This window comes from Neobacillus sp. plas4 (genome assembly GCF_057221695.1).
The window spans coordinates 4,068,238-4,085,456 of the sequence record NZ_CM170152.1 but is presented as its reverse complement, the minus strand read 5'-3'; the positions used below and the strand labels follow the sequence as shown (position 1 = coordinate 4,085,456).

General features: G+C 39.6%; 20 protein-coding genes. 17 read left to right on the top strand and 3 right to left on the bottom strand.

From position 1 onward, the window contains the following. Positions 1-4 precede the first annotated feature (4 nt). The 9 genes from AC2TFD_RS20490 (at position 5) to AC2TFD_RS20450 (ending at position 10,044) form a co-directional block, all read left to right on the top strand. Entirely contained in the window at positions 5-1,348 is a 1,344-nt protein-coding gene (locus AC2TFD_RS20490) for an aspartate aminotransferase family protein (RefSeq protein ID WP_484673851.1), read from the top strand. A gap of 14 nt (positions 1,349-1,362) precedes the next feature. Then, complete coding sequence (locus AC2TFD_RS20485; RefSeq protein ID WP_484673850.1) at positions 1,363-2,055, top strand: CoA transferase subunit A; 693 nt, start codon at positions 1,363-1,365, stop codon at positions 2,053-2,055. Continuing rightward, positions 2,040-2,705, top strand: coding sequence for a 3-oxoacid CoA-transferase subunit B (locus tag AC2TFD_RS20480; RefSeq protein ID WP_484673849.1), 666 nt, complete (start codon positions 2,040-2,042; stop codon positions 2,703-2,705). The genes AC2TFD_RS20485 and AC2TFD_RS20480 overlap by 16 nt, the downstream gene beginning before the upstream one ends. A 34-nt stretch (positions 2,706-2,739) precedes the next feature. Continuing rightward, a complete protein-coding gene (locus AC2TFD_RS20475) occupies positions 2,740-4,008 on the top strand; it encodes a peptidase (RefSeq protein ID WP_484673848.1) in 1,269 nt (422 codons plus the stop codon). Positions 4,009-4,068: 60 nt separating this feature from the next. Continuing rightward, a complete protein-coding gene (locus AC2TFD_RS20470) occupies positions 4,069-5,490 on the top strand; it encodes an aldehyde dehydrogenase family protein (protein WP_484673847.1) in 1,422 nt (473 codons plus the stop codon). A 424-nt stretch (positions 5,491-5,914) separates the two neighbouring features. Continuing rightward, positions 5,915-6,769, top strand: coding sequence for a putative beta-lysine N-acetyltransferase (gene ablB / locus AC2TFD_RS20465; protein WP_335567195.1), 855 nt, complete (start codon positions 5,915-5,917; stop codon positions 6,767-6,769). Positions 6,770-6,825: 56 nt separating this feature from the next. Beyond that, on the top strand, positions 6,826-8,211 hold the full coding sequence (locus tag AC2TFD_RS20460) for a sigma-54 interaction domain-containing protein (protein WP_335567194.1): 1,386 nt from the start codon (positions 6,826-6,828) through the stop codon (positions 8,209-8,211). A 110-nt stretch (positions 8,212-8,321) separates the two neighbouring features. Beyond that, positions 8,322-9,752 carry a lysine 2,3-aminomutase gene (gene kamA / locus AC2TFD_RS20455; RefSeq protein ID WP_484673846.1) on the top strand — a complete coding sequence of 477 codons (1,431 nt, stop codon included), beginning with the start codon at positions 8,322-8,324 and terminating at the stop codon, positions 9,750-9,752. A 10-nt stretch (positions 9,753-9,762) separates the two neighbouring features. Beyond that, positions 9,763-10,044 carry a YokU family protein gene (locus AC2TFD_RS20450; protein ID WP_335515374.1) on the top strand — a complete coding sequence of 94 codons (282 nt, stop codon included), beginning with the start codon at positions 9,763-9,765 and terminating at the stop codon, positions 10,042-10,044. Between the two features lie 38 nt (positions 10,045-10,082). Here the strand turns inward: AC2TFD_RS20450 and AC2TFD_RS20445 are convergent, their stop codons facing one another. Next, positions 10,083-11,186, bottom strand: coding sequence for an AI-2E family transporter (locus AC2TFD_RS20445; protein ID WP_335515377.1), 1,104 nt, complete (start codon positions 11,184-11,186; stop codon positions 10,083-10,085). A 166-nt stretch (positions 11,187-11,352) separates the two neighbouring features. Here AC2TFD_RS20445 and AC2TFD_RS20440 point away from each other — a divergent pair, with 166 nt between their 5' ends. Further along, positions 11,353-11,580, top strand: coding sequence for a YozE family protein (locus AC2TFD_RS20440; protein WP_335515380.1), 228 nt, complete (start codon positions 11,353-11,355; stop codon positions 11,578-11,580). Between the two features lie 114 nt (positions 11,581-11,694). Beyond that, positions 11,695-12,405 carry a hypothetical protein gene (locus tag AC2TFD_RS20435; protein ID WP_335515382.1) on the top strand — a complete coding sequence of 237 codons (711 nt, stop codon included), beginning with the start codon at positions 11,695-11,697 and terminating at the stop codon, positions 12,403-12,405. Positions 12,406-12,408: 3 nt separating this feature from the next. Here AC2TFD_RS20435 and AC2TFD_RS20430 read toward each other — a convergent pair whose 3' ends face one another. Next, positions 12,409-12,576 carry a hypothetical protein gene (locus AC2TFD_RS20430; protein ID WP_335515387.1) on the bottom strand — a complete coding sequence of 56 codons (168 nt, stop codon included), beginning with the start codon at positions 12,574-12,576 and terminating at the stop codon, positions 12,409-12,411. A 179-nt stretch (positions 12,577-12,755) separates the two neighbouring features. On the opposite strand from AC2TFD_RS20430, the gene AC2TFD_RS20425 reads away from it, so the two are divergent. The 4 genes from AC2TFD_RS20425 (at position 12,756) to AC2TFD_RS20410 (ending at position 15,263) form a co-directional block, all read left to right on the top strand. Continuing rightward, positions 12,756-12,929, top strand: coding sequence for a YozD family protein (locus AC2TFD_RS20425; protein WP_081954691.1), 174 nt, complete (start codon positions 12,756-12,758; stop codon positions 12,927-12,929). 349 nt (positions 12,930-13,278) lie between these two features. Then, positions 13,279-14,082: a serine/threonine protein kinase gene (locus tag AC2TFD_RS20420; protein ID WP_484673845.1), complete on the top strand. Its 804-nt coding sequence runs from the start codon at positions 13,279-13,281 to the stop codon at positions 14,080-14,082. A 2-nt stretch (positions 14,083-14,084) separates the two neighbouring features. Then, on the top strand, positions 14,085-14,855 hold the full coding sequence (locus AC2TFD_RS20415; RefSeq protein ID WP_335515393.1) for a sporulation protein: 771 nt from the start codon (positions 14,085-14,087) through the stop codon (positions 14,853-14,855). A 99-nt stretch (positions 14,856-14,954) separates the two neighbouring features. Further along, the gene (locus AC2TFD_RS20410; protein ID WP_335515396.1) at positions 14,955-15,263 is read left to right on the top strand and encodes a YodL domain-containing protein; all 309 of its coding nucleotides are present in this window, start codon (positions 14,955-14,957) and stop codon (positions 15,261-15,263) included. A gap of 42 nt (positions 15,264-15,305) precedes the next feature. Here AC2TFD_RS20410 and AC2TFD_RS20405 read toward each other — a convergent pair whose 3' ends face one another. Continuing rightward, positions 15,306-15,440 carry a hypothetical protein gene (locus tag AC2TFD_RS20405; RefSeq protein WP_335515398.1) on the bottom strand — a complete coding sequence of 45 codons (135 nt, stop codon included), beginning with the start codon at positions 15,438-15,440 and terminating at the stop codon, positions 15,306-15,308. Between the two features lie 159 nt (positions 15,441-15,599). On the opposite strand from AC2TFD_RS20405, the gene deoD reads away from it, so the two are divergent. Together deoD and AC2TFD_RS20395 are read left to right on the top strand one after the other, a co-directional pair. Then, positions 15,600-16,304, top strand: a complete 705-nt coding sequence (gene deoD / locus AC2TFD_RS20400; RefSeq protein ID WP_335515400.1) for a purine-nucleoside phosphorylase — start codon at positions 15,600-15,602, stop codon at positions 16,302-16,304. A gap of 92 nt (positions 16,305-16,396) precedes the next feature. After that, complete coding sequence (locus AC2TFD_RS20395) at positions 16,397-17,215, top strand: M15 family metallopeptidase (RefSeq protein WP_335515403.1); 819 nt, start codon at positions 16,397-16,399, stop codon at positions 17,213-17,215. Positions 17,216-17,219 lie beyond the last annotated feature (4 nt).

Here is a 17,219-nt window from a genome sequence, read left to right as displayed (position 1 = left end):
CAGGTTGGAACGCACGTATCTAATCAAACCTTTACTCGATGAAACCTTGCCAGTGATTCACCATGGCAAAGGTGTTTATTTGTATGATAGTGAAGGCAAGAAATATCTTGACGGCGCCTCAGGGGCTGTAACCGCTAATATAGGGCACGGTGTATCTGAAATTATCGACGCGATGCAAGAACAGGCAAAGAAAGTTTCCTTTGTGTACCGCTCGCAATTTACAAGTGAAAGCGCTGAAAAGCTGGCAAAGAAAATTGCAGAAATAACTCCTGGGGACTTGAATTGGTGCTTCTTTGTTAACAGTGGTTCGGAAGCGGTAGAAACAGCAATGAAAATGGCGATTCAATATTGGCAGGAAAAAGGGATCCAAACGAAAACGAAAGTTCTTTCCAGGTGGGTCAGCTATCATGGAATTACATTGGGAGCACTATCACTCTCCGGCCATACCGGAAGAAGGGCCCGTTTTGTTCCGCTGCTTGAGGATTTCCCAGTCATCAATCCCCCTTATTGTTACCGCTGCCCCTATGGTCTTGAGTCCTCTTCCTGCGGTCTTCTTTGTGCTCAGGAGTTAGAACTGGCAATCAAACGGATAGGTGCTGACCATATCGCCGCTTTTATTGCAGAACCTGTAATTGGTGCAGCAGGCGGGGCAATTGCAGCTCCGAAAGATTATTTTAAGGCTATTAAAAAAATCTGTGAAGAACACGACATCCTTTTTATTGCAGATGAGGTTATGACTGGTTTTGGGCGTACTGGTTCTGTATTAGCAATGGAACAGTGGGGAGTTATCCCTGATATTGTTGCTTTAGGGAAAGGAATGGGGGCCGGTTATGCTCCAATTGCAGCTGCACTTGCAAGTGAGAGGGTTATAGCGCCAATACTAGCGGGAACAAAAGTGGTTATGAGCGGGCACACCTTAAGTGCAAATCCGCAATCCTGTGCTGTTTCCCTAGCTGTACTAGAATACTTGGAGAAAAATAAGATTATCGGTGAGGTAGAATCCAAAGGAGACCTCCTCAAAAATCTGCTGAACGCATTAAAAAATCAATTTTCCTTTATCGGAGATATTCGCGGAAAAGGCTTATTGCTTGGAATTGAATTTGTCGAGGACACTGTGACCAAAACTCCTTTTTCTAGAAAAGCAATGGTTACCCAAAAAATCATTGCATTAGCAAAAGAAAAAGGGCTGCTTGTTTATCCTGCGGGCGCAGGGATTGATGGTGTGAATGGTGATGCCATTATTATTTCGCCGCCATTAACCATTACAACGGATGAAATAAAAGAACTAATTACACTTTTAACAGATACGTTTGAAGCTTTTTCAAAGCATTTAAAATCCGACGTTTGATGGGTGGTGTTGAGATGGAAAATCCATTTGGAAAAATAACAACTTTAAACAAGGTTTTAGAACTCTTTTATAACGGAATGACATTAATGTTTGGGGGGTTTGGCGGAGTTGGAACCCCGCCAACCCTTATTGAGGGAATCCTCGAAAAAGGGGTGAAAAATCTAACACTTATTGGGAATGATACCGGATTTCCTCATATCGGCATAGGTAGGCTCGTTAGTCAGGAAAGGGCAGATAAGGTTATTGCTTCCCATATTGGTTCAAATCCCATTGCTGGCAGACTTATTCATGAAGGAAAACTTGAGGTGGAGTTTTCACCACAGGGGGTATTAGCAGAAAGAATTCGAGCTGGCGGGGTCGGTCTTCCTGCCATCCTAACAGATATTGGAATGGATAATGAATTCGTATCCAAGAATAAGCCTCATTTCCTCCTCAATGGAAAGGACTACCTAATTGAAACAGCATTAACCGCAGATATTTCAATTGTTTATGCGAAAAAGGCAGACCCCTATGGAAATCTAATCTTTGACAAAAGTGCACGTAATACGAATCCACTTGTGGCGATGGCAGGAGAGATCACGATTGCCGAAGTGGAGGAAATCGTTCCGCTGGGCAGCCTCAACCCAGAAGAAATTATTACCCCAGGAGTGTTCGTCGATCATATTATCCCTTCGAAGGGAGTGAATTGGAAATGGGCTTGGGAGTAGATTTTCGCAACACCATAGCGAGAAGGGCAGCAGAAGAAATTCACAATGGAATGGTGGTTAACCTTGGTATAGGTATCCCTTCCTTAGTCCCGAACCATTTGCCAAAGGATATGATGGTTTTGTTCCATGCTGAAAATGGAATTACCGGTATGGGACCAAGCCCCCAGAAAGGGAAGGAAGATGAAAATTTATGTAATGCTGGAGGTTTTCCTGTTACCTTGAACAAAGGTGGTTCTTACTGTGATAGTGCCATTTCTTTTGGGATGATCCGCCGTGGAAGAGTCGATATCACGATATTGGGGTCCCTGCAGGTAAGTCAGCATGGGGATTTAGCTAATTGGATTGTTCCAGGAAAAAAAGTTCCTGGTATGGGCGGTGCGATGGAGTTGGCACAAAAAGCAAGAAAGGTGATTGTGTTGATGAATCATTGTGATAAAGCCGGAAATCCGAAAATTGTCACGTCCTGCACATTACCGCTGACTTCTACAGCTTGTGTTGATATGATCATAACCGAGTTAGCTGTATTCAAGATTACCCCTGAAGGATTACTGCTGACAGAGTTGTTTGAACCATATAATCTGCAAGAGGTAGTGAACAAGACAGAATGTAAGTTTACCATAAGTGATACTGTCCGAAAGATCATCTATTAATCTCACCCATTCTTCAAAAGAGGGAGTGAAAAGGTTGAGTAACCATGAGGAGTCCATCAAACAATGGCTTAAGGACAATCGTGCTAGAGGTACGAGGTTTTTACAAATACTTGTTCAAGAAAATAGTATAAGAGGGAATGAGAGTAGTGCACAGGCTGTTATTATTGAAAAATGCCGTCAGATAGGACTGACGCTTGATATTTGGGAAATTAATAGAAATGAGCTAGAGCAGCATGAGGCGTTCTGCTGTGATCGGGAGAGCTTTGAGGGTAATCCGAATGTTGTTGCCGTTTTAAAAGGAACCGGTGGGGGTAAATCTATCATCTTAAATGGGCATATTGATGTGGTTCCGGTCGGTGATGAGAAGAATTGGACACACGATCCTTTTAGCGGGCATATTGAGTGTGGGAAGCTATACGGACGTGGCAGCACTGATATGAAGGGCGGAACGGCTTCGCTCATCATGGCGATCGAGGCGATAATTGCGACAGGAACAAAGCTAAAAGGTGATGTAATTTTTCAAAGTGTAATTGAAGAGGAGAGCGGCGGGGCCGGCACACTTGCCGGTGTTCTGAGAGGCTATCGCGCTGACGGTGCCATCATTCCGGAACCAACGGGAATGAAAATTTTCCCCAAACAGCAGGGGTCAATGTGGTTTAGAGTTCGTGTGAAGGGCAGGGCTGCGCATGGCGGTACCAGATACGAAGGAGTTAGTGCTATCGAAAAAGCAGTCCTGGTGATACAAAAACTTCAACTATTAGAGAAAAATCGAAATATAAAAATTACCGATCCTCTTTTTAATAAAATACCTATTCCTATTCCAATAAATATAGGAAAAATCCAAAGTGGAGAGTGGCCGTCCTCTGTACCGGATTTGGCCGTGATAGAAGGAAGAATGGGTGTTTCTCCTGAAGAAACGATTTTCTCTGCCCAAGCGGAAATGGCTGCCGTTTTGAATGATTTGAATGAACAGGATGAATGGTTTCAGGAGAATCCACTTGAAATTGAATGGTTTGGGGGAAGATGGCTTCCTGGTAACCTAGAAGTTGATCACCCATTAATGAAGACACTTTCTGAGAGTTTTGTAGAGGTAAAGGGAGAAGAACCCGTGATTGAGGCAAGTCCATGGGGGACCGATGGAGGAATTCTATCGAACGTTGGAAATATACCTGTCGTTGTTTTTGGGCCGGGAATTACAGCTGCAGCACATGATGCAGATGAGCACATCCGTTTGGAGGATATGTTTGCAGCTAGCAAAATCATTGCGTTAACCTTGCTGAAATGGTGCGGTGTCAGTGAATAAGAAAACCTCCGATGGTATTTTTTGGTATAATATATAATCATGGACCATGGAGGGACGGAGATGAAAAAAGATTTGTGGATCGGCGGCGAATATCGAAGTGCTGCTTCTTATAATGAGTTAAAAAATCCTTATAATTTGGTACTGCTTGCGAAGATTGGAAGTGCCAGCCAAGAGGATGTACGTTTAGCAATAAGTGCTGCACATCAGGCTAAAACTATGATGGCGGAAATGCCTGCTTTTGAGCGTGCGGAAATATTAGAAAAAGTGGCACGATTTCTTAGAGATGACCTTGATGAGTGCGCGAGATTAATAGCTATGGAAGCAGCAAAGCCGCTGAAGGCAGCGCGGGCAGAAGTAAATCGAACGATCATGACGTATACCTTTGCAGCACATGAAGCGAGAAGAATTCATGGTGAAACCGTTCCAATGGATGCAGCCCCAGGGGGTCAGGGCAGTCTTGCCTTTACAGTTCGGGAACCATTAGGTGTAATCGCAGCGATCACCCCATTCAATTTTCCTATGAACCTAGTAGCTCATAAGGTAGGGCCAGCTATTGCTGCAGGGAATAGTGTGGTGCTGAAACCAGCCAGTCAAACCCCATTATCGGCGTATCGGATAGCTGAGTATTTTCACACTGCAGGTTTACCGGCGGGGGCATTAAATATTGTTACGGGAAGTGGAAGTAAAATTGGGGAAGTTCTAATGAAAGACGATCGAATAAAAATGATCACCTTTACAGGAAGTCCTGAGGTGGGGCGTTATATACGTGAACACTCTGGCTTGAAGCGGGTGACACTTGAGCTGGGATCGAATTCGGCAGTTGTTGTCGATGAGGGGGTTCAACTGAATAAAGTGATTCCTCGAATCGTCAACGGTGCATTTGCCTATCAGGGGCAGGTTTGTATTTCGATCCAAAGAATTTTTGTCCATGAAAGTATCATTGATGAGTTTACTGAGCAATTCGTTAGCGAAACCAGAAAGTTGAAAGCAGGGAATCCGCTTGAAGAAGATACGGATATTTCTGCCATGATCACACGGGGTGACGTGGAGCGAACAAAGCAATGGGTAGATGAAGCCATAAACAATGGGGCCGATTTGAGACTGGGAGGCAACGCTGAAGAAGGAATCTTCCAGCCAACGGTTTTAGTGAATGTACCATTAAAGGAGAAGGTCAGCTGTGAAGAGGTGTTCGCCCCTGTGGTGCATATTAATTCCTTCCGTGATTTTAGCGAGGCCATCGACCTGGTGAATGATTCAAAATATGGTTTACAAGCTGGAATCTTTACGAATGATATTCATAAAGCTCTACAAGCAGCCAAGAAATTAGAAGTAGGCGGGGTCATGATTAATGAAATCCCTACATTCCGTGTGGATCAAATGCCATATGGGGGAGTGAAAATGAGCGGTATGGGCCGAGAAGGCATTAAATACGCTGTTGAAGAAATGACAGAATTAAAGCTTATTAGCTTTAAAACAGAGTAGAAGAAAATGTCTGGCTGAATATCCAGTCGGACATTTTTGCTAAATGGGTTCATAAAGCCCGAAAACGCATGAGATTGGGAATACGGTCCTCATGAAAGGTTCATGAAGCCCGAAAACAAATGAAATTGGAGAGACGGTCCTCGTGAAAGGTTCATAAAGCCCGGAAACGCATGAGATTGGGAATACAGTCCTCATGAAAGGTTCATGAAGCCCGAAAACGCATGAGATTGGGAATACAGTCCTCATGAAAGGTTCATGAAGCCCGAAAACGCATGAGAATTGGGAATACGGTCCTCATGAAAGGTTCATGAAGCCCGAAACCACATGAAAGCACCAAAAACGGTCCTCATGAACTATGAAATTACCAAATTACCAACATAGTAATCTGACTTACCTAATTATGAATAGGATTGGAGCGACAAGGATGAACCAAACTGCCTCCACCATCTATATAAAGGAAGCCAATTTTTATCTAGAAGTGTATCTGGATCCTTTTAATAAAAGAATCCGTATTGATGATTACCGCGGCAATACAAATTTAGCACTCGAAAAGGCAGAAGAGCTGGCACGCGAGCACCAGTCAGAAAAGTTAATCATGAAAGCCCGTATAGAAGATACATTCTCTCTATATGAAAGAGGACTTCAGCCAGAAGCGGTGGTTGACCGCTATTTTCTTGGTTCTGATGCCCATTTTTTTTCAAAGTTTTATACGTTGGAGCGGAAGAAAAATGAACATTGGATTACCGAGGATCATATGATTCAAAGTATTTATCAATTAGATCCACCCATTGATAAACCCTCTCCATCAAAGGGTTATGAATTAAAAAAAGCAACTGTAAACTGCGCGGAGGAGCTTGCAGACTTGTATCGCCAAGTCTTTCAAATCTACCCGACGCCGTTACATGACCCAGAATATGTAAAAAAGACAATGGAAGAAGGGACAATTTATTATGTTTTCTTTTACCAGGGGAAGATTGTCAGCGCGGCTTCAGCCGAAGTGAATTCATTTTATAAAAATGCAGAATTAACCGATTGTGCCACATTAAAGGAACACCGGAAATATGGTTTGATGAAGATAATTCTCATTGAACTTGAGGAGGAACTGAAACGGAAAGGTGTTTATTGTTCGTATTCCATAGCTCGAAGTTTATCCTTTGGAATGAATGCGGTACTGTTCCAGCTCGGTTATAAGTATCGCGGTCGATTAATGAATAATTGCTATATTTATGACAAGCTTGAAAATATGAATATGTGGGTAAAGAATCTGGCGAACTGCTGATTTTTCGGCTTAAGGTGCCGGATTTTCGGCATATAGGGAGAGAGGTGAAGTTAGAGATGGTCCAATTAAATGCGCTCACCCAAGAAGTTCTGTCAGCCATTTTGAAAACTATTGATGAGGGAATCCATGTGGTGAATACAGAAGGTAAAACAATTTTTTATAATGAAGTAGCTGCAAGGCATGATGGAATGGATGTCAGGGAAGTACAAGGGAAACACCTTTTGGATGCCTTTCCTTCTCTAACGGAGAATTCAAGTACCTTGCTTCGGGTGATCAAAACAGGCAAACCCATTTATAATCAGACACAGGTCTATGTAAATATCCATGGAAAACAAATTGATACCATTAATACCACTCTTCCTATATTTTTGGATAAAGAGATCATTGGTGCTGTAGAGATCGCCAAAGACTACTCTAGAATGAAGCAATTAGCTGAAAGTTTATTGGATTTACAAAAAAGTGTAAATAAAAACAACAAGAAAAAAACGTCAAAAAACATATCCTATACACTTCATGACCTAAAGAGTATAAATCCGGTTTTTATAGCCATGAAAGAAGAGGCTGGTAAGCTGGCAAAATCAGATTCTCCCATCCTAGTATACGGAGAAAGCGGGACCGGAAAGGAATTGTTTGTCCAAGGAATTCATCATGCCTCTTATCGTACGAATGGACCTTTTATTGCGCAGAACTGTGCAGCGATTCCCGAAACACTGCTAGAAAGTATCCTTTTTGGTACAGCCAAAGGAAGCTATACGGGAGCTGTCGAAAGAAAAGGATTATTCGAGCTTGCAGATAGCGGGACTTTGTTTCTTGATGAACTTCATACAATGCCAATTGAGTTACAGGCAAAGCTGCTACGTGTATTAGAGGATGGAATGGTACGAAGAGTGGGAAGTGTACAGAACATTTCTGTTGATGTCCGCGTCATTGCTGCCATGAATGTCCATCCTGCTCATGCGCTTCAAAATCAAAAGCTTCGCTCCGATTTGTACTATCGCCTAAATGTGTTTACCTTCTCCCTTCTGCCGATTCGAGAACGAAAAGAGGATATTTTATTTTTGACCCATTATTTTATTCAGTTTTTTAATAAGAAATTACAAAAAGGTATAAAAGGAATACATCAGCATGTGGAAAGCTTTTTTAGGAGTCATTCATGGCCTGGAAATGTCCGTGAACTAAAACATACGATTGAGTACATGATGAATGTATGTGAAGAAGATGTACTTCAAATGAAAGACCTGCCAATTATGATGAAACAACAGGCAGTTGCCAAAGATCATGTTGAGAACAATCTTTCATTAAGAAAAAATGTTGAGGAGCTTGAGGTTCAATTGATTGACCGGGCATTGGATTTGGCAAAGGGAAACATCAATCAAGCGGCCAAGCTGTTGGAGATTCCCAGACAAACCCTGCAATATAAACTTAAAAAGATTAGGGAATAGCCGCCGAAATATCGGCTTTTTTTTAATTACTTTTTAAAAAACACCTAACCTTACCTATTGGCATGATTCTTGCATACTATCTAAGTAAAGCAAGGTAAGGAGGAATTACAATGAAACAGACATTATATAAGCCGGATCGGCATTGGAAGGATATAGAGCTGTGGAAAGATGTAAGTGAAGAGCAGTGGAATGATTGGCTATGGCAGCTAACAAATACCATTCGTACATTGGATGATTTAAAAAAGGTGATTCATTTAACTCCGGATGAAGAAGAAGGGGTACGAATTTCAACAAAAACCATTCCCTTAAATATAACACCGTATTATGCTTCATTAATGAACCCTGATGACCCGCGCTGTCCTATTCGGATGCAGTCTGTGCCGATTTCAAAAGAAATTCATAAAACCAAATATGATCTTGAAGACCCGTTGTATGAGGATGAAGATTCGCCCGTACCTGGATTAACCCACCGTTATCCAGACCGGGTTCTGTTCCTAGTAACAAATCAATGTTCCATGTATTGCCGGTACTGTACGAGAAGGCGTTTCTCTGGACAAATTGGCATGGGAGTACCCAAAAAACAGCTGGATGCAGCCATTGATTATATCCGTCAAACCCCACAGGTTCGAGATGTATTAATTTCTGGCGGTGATGGACTGCTTATTAATGATACAATCCTAGAATATATTTTGAAGAATCTCCGTGAGATCGATCATGTTGAAATTATTCGAATTGGAACTAGGGCACCTGTCGTATTTCCACAAAGAATTACCGAAAACCTCTGTAATATCTTAAAAAAATACCATCCGATCTGGTTGAATACTCATTTTAATACCTCGATTGAGATTACCGAGGAGTCAAAAAAGGCTTGTGAAATGCTGGCTAATTCCGGTGTTCCTGTCGGGAACCAAACGGTCATTCTTGCCGGCATTAACGACAGTGTGCCGATTATGAAAAAGCTTATGCATGACCTCGTGAAAATCAGGGTTCGACCATACTATATTTATCAATGTGATCTTTCTGAAGGAATTGGTCATTTTCGGGCACCTGTTTCCAAAGGTCTTGAAATTATTGAAGGATTGCGCGGTCATACAAGCGGCTATGCCGTTCCTACATTTGTTTTAGATGGCCCAGGCGGTGGCGGGAAAATTTCTCTTCAGCCGAATTATTTAATTTCCCAAAGTGCTGAAAAGGTTGTCCTTCGCAACTTTGAAGGGGTGATTACTTCTTATCCGGAACCCGAGAATTATAAGCCTGGTACAGCAGAAGGGTACTTTAAAAAGGTTTATCCAGATATGGAGGAGAAACGCTCCAATATTGGCATTTCAGGTATCATGAATGACCAGCACTTCAATTTAGTACCAGAGGGATTAACTAGATTAAATCGCCGTAAAGAATACAATCAGAATCCTAATCATTCTTCGTTAAAGGATAAACGCAGCAAGCGGGATGAACTGAAGGAAAAGAAATTTCAGGCACAGCAAAATAAACCAACAGCGGGTAAAAACGATAAAGATGTAAACTCGGCATCAGATGAATAGAGGGATGTATATGGATATCGTGTGTGAATGGTGCGGAAATGACGCCAAAAATAGTGAAAATATTGTTTATTGGGAACTTCCAGACGGTACGAGAGCGATTGAAATTACAGAAACACCAGCAGTTGTTTGCGAAACGTGTAAGATGGAATATCAAACAGATGAAGTAACAAAGGAAATTGAAGATCAGTTATTTTTAGTGGATACCAAGAAAATCGGTAAAAGCATTCGCTATCAAGAGTTAATGGCACTTCCAAGGTTGTTGAAGAGAAATTATTTTGATTTTTCTTCTTAATAAATAACCCCTATCACCTGATAGGGGGTTATTTGATGTTATTCTGTTTGAATAGGACTTGCAGCGTTTTTCCTAGCCCGTAGAAATTTAACTAAGTTTAATACAATGGTTTTCATAACTGCGTAAAAAGGGATTGCCAGTACCATCCCAAGCACCCCAGCCAGATTTCCGGCAGCAAGTAAAATAATAATAATGGTTGCTGGGTGTGTATCCAAGCTTTTTCCAAGAATGAGCGGTGATAACACATTTCCTTCGATCTGCTGCGCAATCAAAATAACAACGATAACTAATAAGGCTTTGGTAGGGGAATCAAATAAAGCTACAATCACGGCCGGGGCTCCCCCAAGAATTGGACCGATATAAGGAATAATGTTAGTAAAGGCTACAATCAGGGCCATAACAAGTGCAAATGGTAAATCAATAATTAGGTAGCCGATAAAGGCAAGCGTTCCAACTGCTAAGGCAACGGTAACTTGGCCCTGAATATAAGCTGAAAGCGTGTCACCTGTTTCTTTTAAAATGGATAGACCTTCTTCTCTATAAGGAGCCGGAAGAAATTTAGATAGTGCGGTTGGAAACCTGTGACCATCTTTAAACATATAAAATAACAAAAATGGGACGGTTACAAGTACAATGGCAATGTTCGTGATTACACCAAGAATGTTTGTTATGCCGCCGGTAATCGTGTTAGGAAGAGTATTCGCAAATTCAATCAGTCTTTCCTGAACTGTCTCAAAAATATCCTTTTGTTCGTCCATAATCCATTTGAATTCAGAAGATTTGACGACCGAGTCAAAGAAATCCATCGTTTTATCGGCGTAAACGGGAAGTTCGTTTGCAAGTGCGGTAAATTGTTTTGTGATAGCGGGTACTAAATTTCCAATCGCAAATACGCAAAGAGCGAAAAAGACTACGTAAATAATAATAATTGATAATAGTCTTGGTACTTTTCTACGCTGAAGGAAGGTAACAATTGGGTTAAGTAAAAAATATAAAAAGCCTGTAATCAGAATCGGGAAAAAAATGGTTGAAAAAAAGATTCCGATTGGCTCAAATAAAAATGAAATTTTAGTTGAGACCCAAATGATGGTTAAAATTAAAAGAATCTGTATTAACCAGTATTGAAATTTTTTCTTTGCCAATGTAGGTACCTCTATTTCTATAGATATTTGGTAAAATTATATCAATTTTGTGCAATTTATACCAATCATTCTTAAGGCCGGTTTTCAATTAAGTCTCTAGACGTAGAATCTCACATCCGTTATAGTATCAATTAGAAAAGCCTACTATGGAGAGAAAGGCGTTATTATGAGTAAATCCTTTTATCACTTTTTAATGAAATTCAGGCATCCATTACCAGAGAACGCAATTAGTGTCTTTGCCAATGATGCATATCTGGACCACAGCTTTCCAAAAACATCACAGGAATACAATGAAGTCAGTTCCTACCTAGAATTTAATGGTCATTATCTTGAGTCCATGACTGTATTTGATGAGGCCTGGGAGCTTTATATTCATTCGGAAGCTAAAGAATAAGTTTTAAAATCGTCTCTTTAAAAAGAGGCGATTTTTCTTTTTCCCTATTGTGCGCGGTCAGCAAGCGAGTGCATATACTATTGTAATCAAAATTCACGACTCATCATTGAGAGGATGGAGGATATGAAAAGAAGGAATATACCGAAGTATAAGGTCGGTGATACGGTCGTGATAACGATGTATGGTACAGTTGGAAAAATAACCGATGTCAAGCTGATTGACGGCAATTATGTATATGAAGTGAATAAAAGTGATGGTCTTTTTGTTGAATCAGGACTTCAGCTTCTTTCAGAATATGAAGGTACTTTGGTGGAGCAGGAACAAATAGATATTGAATATAAATTCTTTTTCGGGGATTTAGTTCAGGTCGCTGGTTACGGCGCAGATTTGTTTAAGATTGTCGGATTTCGTACAGAAATTTGGCGCTATAAAGAGGATGCGTGGGAAGATGTAATTTATGAACTTTCGAGAATTAGTGATGGGGAATGGCTAGAAGCTGGTGAAGAGGAAATGACTCTCGTAGCTGACGCCGAGAGTGCGGACACGTTTATTCAAAAATTAGGACTCCTCTATTTAGTTAATAATGAAGAGAAGCAGCAAGCTTCCATATCAAAGACACAAAAAAACATCGTTAGAAAAGCAGAACTTGAAGAAATCGAACGAAAAAAGGAAAAGAAACAGTTAATCGATCATTTATTAGATATTTTTAATGATTACAAAATTTTATATAATATGTTCCACGATCAGGAGTATTACCAAGTGATGCGTGTCATTCTAAGGAAATTGAAAAGTGTCGTAAATGATGATGGCAAAAGCCATGTCTAGCTTTTACCACCCTGATACTGTCCATAATAAATAAGTCACTAAAGGAAATCCACCCCATTTTATTAGAAAGAATAGCCAGTCTGTGATTTTCTCAAAGGCAGTGATGATTTTTCCATCCTCCTGATTCACATCGTCCAAAATAGCTTCAAATTTTGCTTGTAGGTTTGACATACAATCACCTCATCATCGTTCTTTTTATTCATCCTATGCTTGTCCAAAGGAAAAAAGACATATTTATCTTTTATTTTGCTCTCTATGTTTAAGTTGCAGAATATTTACCGATTCTTCTAGAAGTAAATAGCATGAAAGAGCAGAATTCATCATACATTCTCTAAAAAGGGGGCGATGCTGTGAGAGAAATTGAAGTATTTATTGATACGGAAGAGATTGCTGAATTTTTCTTTCATGAGCTAGTGAAAAGAGGATACGTTCCTACGGAAGAAGAGTTGGAAGAAATTGCTGACATTACCTTCGAGTATCTCATCGAGAAAAGTATTATCGACGAAGAAGTAGAAGATGAATAGGTAAAATATCATGTTACCTTATTCATCTTTTAAATAGGAAATAACAAAAGACGAGCATTGAATCTGCTCGCTTTTTGTTTGTGGGAATATTTTTTTCATATTTCATTTTTTGGTGAAACTTTACTTTTTCTTTCCCGTATTATGAATAGCAAAGATGAGGAGGAGTGAGGATGCTTAAAAAGATATTAAAATCTATTCTAGGAAGTAAACTTCATCATCAAAAATATTCACATTCAAGTAATTCTTGGAAAAAAATGAAACACCACAAACATAAGCACTTTGGTCATAACCACTATAAAAAGAAACATAAAAGTGGCAGCTTTTCTAGCTTCTTTAGCAGTTAACCTTTATGTTTAAAAGAATCACTTTAGGTGCTGCAAACTTGATCGAAAGGCGATTTCTGCAAAATGAAATCATTGCCGAACGCTATCAAATTATCAGCCATCTAGGTTCTGGAAGCTACGGAAATAGTTACTTAGTATTGGATCGAGTATCACAGCAGCAGAAAGTTTTAAAAGCATTACGTATCCATAAAAGAATCAAAAAGTCTGGAAAAAAAGGATTTAAGCTTGAAATAAACATACTTAAATCGTTAAAGCATCCTCAGTTTCCAAAATTTTATGAGGATGGAACATATAAAAGAATTCCCTTTTATACGATGGAGTATATAGAAGGGAAAAACTTCGAACAGTTAATCTTTCAAGATGGTCAACAATATACGGAAAAAGAAGCTTTTGGCATCGCCTATGAATTACTTAAACTTATTCACTATTTACATGAACATCATCTTATTCACAGAGATATTCGCATCCCCAATGTGATTATGAGTGGTTCAAAGATTTTTCTAATTGATTTAGGACTTACGAGAAAATGTGATCAAGAAAACGATAAAAAGCCCAAGCGAAATCTACGGAAAGAGGCCAATCGCCAAGCGGACTTTTATGGTCTTGGTCATTTCTTGTTGTTTTTACTTTATTCCAGCTACTCGTTCCCACAAGACCAGAAAGAAAGCAGCTGGGAAGAGGAAATGGATATTTCCTATCAAGCCAAACATATCATAAACAGGCTTTTACAAATTGAAGCTGGCTATGATAGCTGCGAACAAGTAAAATCAGATATCAAAAAAATTATTCGAGAAATAGGGAGGAAATAATCATGTCTTTATTTGACAAAGTATTTGCTAGTGTAGGAATTGGTTCTGCTAATGTTGACACAAAGCTTGAAAGAGATACGTATACGCCTGGTGAGACGGTGAATGGTGTAGTAGACATTAGAGGTGGGAAAGTAGAGCAGCAGGTAGATGATATTTATTTAACGTTAAATACTACCTATCTAAAAGAAGCTGATGATAAAAAGTATAATGTGACTGCTACAATTGATCGTTTCCGTATTACAAGCCCATTTGTAATTGGTAAAAATGAACGAAAAGAGATTCCTTTTTCGTTTCAGCTTCCACTTGATACCCCACTCTCAATCGGCAGGTCGAAAATATGGGTAACAACTGGTTTAGATATAAAAAATGCTGTGGACCCAGGTGATAAGGACTATATTCAGGTTGTTCCGAATTCCTTAATGAATGCTGTTTTTAATGCTGTTGATAGTCTCGGCTTCCGTTTACGTGAAGCAGATTGTGAACAGGCTTCAAGCCGCCTGCGCGGCCGCCTGCCATTTGTGCAAGAATTCGAATATGTTCCTGCATCAGGTCCGTTTCGCGGACGATTAGACGAACTGGAATTAGTATTCCGGCCATCTGGAAATGGCTCAATGGATTTACTTTTCCAGGTTGACCGCCGTGCACGTGGTCTAGGCGGATTATTTGCAGAAGCTGCTGGTTTGGACGAATCAAATGTAAGATTAACCGTTACATCTGCTGATATTCCAAATTTACAACAGCAAATTCAGAGTGTTATCCAAAGATTTTCTTAATTGTCGACAAAAAAAGACGGTCTTCGTTGAAGGATTCTGCCACGTCTATCTCTAATTATTAAAGTAACAACTTTTACTTTTATGATTGGAGGGGATAAGATGATCAAGGCGATAACGAGAAGAACGAATATTCAATATGATGTGACAATCTTTCAAACTCCAAAGTACAGAGAATATAAAGGGTACAAACAAGTTTACCGTACCCATATTCATGCGGACAGTCATGAAAATTGTCTGGAGGAAACATTTAGCACGTTTAATGTTACCGATCGAATACCATCGAATTATGAGGGAAGATTTATTTCTACTGGAGACATCATCTTGATTGATGAAGGTCGTAGAGGACAGCATTATTATCAGCTAAAGCCAGGCGGATGGCAGTCTGTAAACCGAATTCATATTAGGTAGAAAATATAAAACCTAAGGGGAAATCCTTAGGTTTTATTTATGTTAACCATTACTTTTGCGTCCGCCTGCAGCATTATGTTCCTTTGCATGTGCATTATGCTCTGCTTCAATCGCTTCAGGTGGAATATGATTATTTTTCTTTGGACGATTTGTTTGTGCTCTATGCTTTTTTCCCATAATGTAATTTACCTCCTTTGGATAATCTAAAAATAGCTTCCCACAAATAATAAAATTCATGACCTTTTTAGTGAATCCTTTTTCAATTGAAAAAGGTTTATGATATATTGACATGTGTGGAGTTTCTGGCTTCACTTTAATTGATTGGAGGATTTAGAAATGAGTGTACATATTGGCGCCAAAGAAAATGATATTGCTGAAACGGTATTACTGCCTGGAGACCCCTTAAGGGCAAAATATATTGCAGAAACTTTTTTAGAAAATGCTAAATGTTATAACGAAGTAAGAAACATGTTTGGTTTTACTGGAACCTATAAAGGAAAGAGAATATCTGTCCAGGGTACTGGAATGGGTGTTCCATCTATCTCAATTTATGTGAATGAATTAATGAATAGCTATAATGTTCAAAATTTAATTCGGGTCGGCACATGTGGAGCCATTCAAAAAGATGTGAAAGTACGCGATGTTATTTTGGCAATGACCAGCTCCACTGATTCCAACATGAATCGAATGACCTTTGGTGGAGTTGATTTTGCGCCATGCGCAAACTTTGATTTGCTCAGAAAAGCCTATGACGCTGGAGTGGAAAAGGGTCTTAATTTAAAGGTAGGGAATATCTTTACTGCAGACTCCTTCTATAATGACAATGCAGAATTAGAAAAATGGGCACAGTATCAAATTCTTGCCATCGAAATGGAGACAACAGCCTTATATACTCTAGCAGCTAAATTTAACCGGAGAGCTTTGTCGGTTCTAACGGTAAGTGATCATATTTTAACGGGCGAAGAAACAACTGCGGAAGAAAGACAAACAACATTTAACGAAATGATTGAAGTGGCTTTAGAAGCCGCGACAAAAGAATAGGAAATTCGACCTCTTTCGTCATATGAAAGGGGTTTTCTTATTGACCTTTTTGGCAAAAATAGATATATTGCAAAAAGGAAGAAGAAAGAAAGATGATAGGTGAGAAAATGGCTTGGAAAAATATTTTATTGATTGGTTTATTGACCATTCTAGTCAGCGGTTGTAATCAAATAAATTCCCTAGTAAATAAACTTCCATTCATCTCAGATGATTCTAGCAATAAACAGCAAACGAAAGAGGAAGAGGAATCCCAGATCAATGACCCGCTTAGTTTAGAATCCATTTTTTTTAATGAAATAAAAGAAGTGGATGGCAAAAATGTCATTCAAAACTCTACGAATGTTATGGCATTGGTTAACAAGGAGTTTTACTTACCAGCGGATTATATTCCCGAAGATCTTGTTAGACCTAACGTGGCGTTCTCCTTTGGCGATGTTGAAATTGAAAAGAGTTTAATGAGAAAAGAAGCAGCAGAAGCCTTGGAAAAGATGTTCACTGATGCTGCTAAAAACGGGATTGAACTGTATGCCGTTTCCGGATACCGCTCATACAGCCGGCAGCAATCCTTGTTCAATGCTGAAATAAATAGAGTGGGAATTGAAAAGGCAGAGCAAGCTGTAGCCAGTCCTGGTTCAAGTGAACATCAATCAGGGTTAGCAATGGATATTTCGAGCAGGTCCAATAAATTTTATTTGAATGAAAGTTTTGCTAATACACCGGAAGGTAAATGGTTAAAAGATAATGCTCATCGTTTTGGCTTTATCCTCCGATATCCGAAAGAGAAAAGGGACATTACCAACTATATGTATGAGCCTTGGCATTTCCGATATGTAGGTGTGAAGTCTGCGACGATTATGTACAAGCATAACTGGACGTTAGAGGAATATTTTAATGTAGTTAAGAAAATATAGTTAA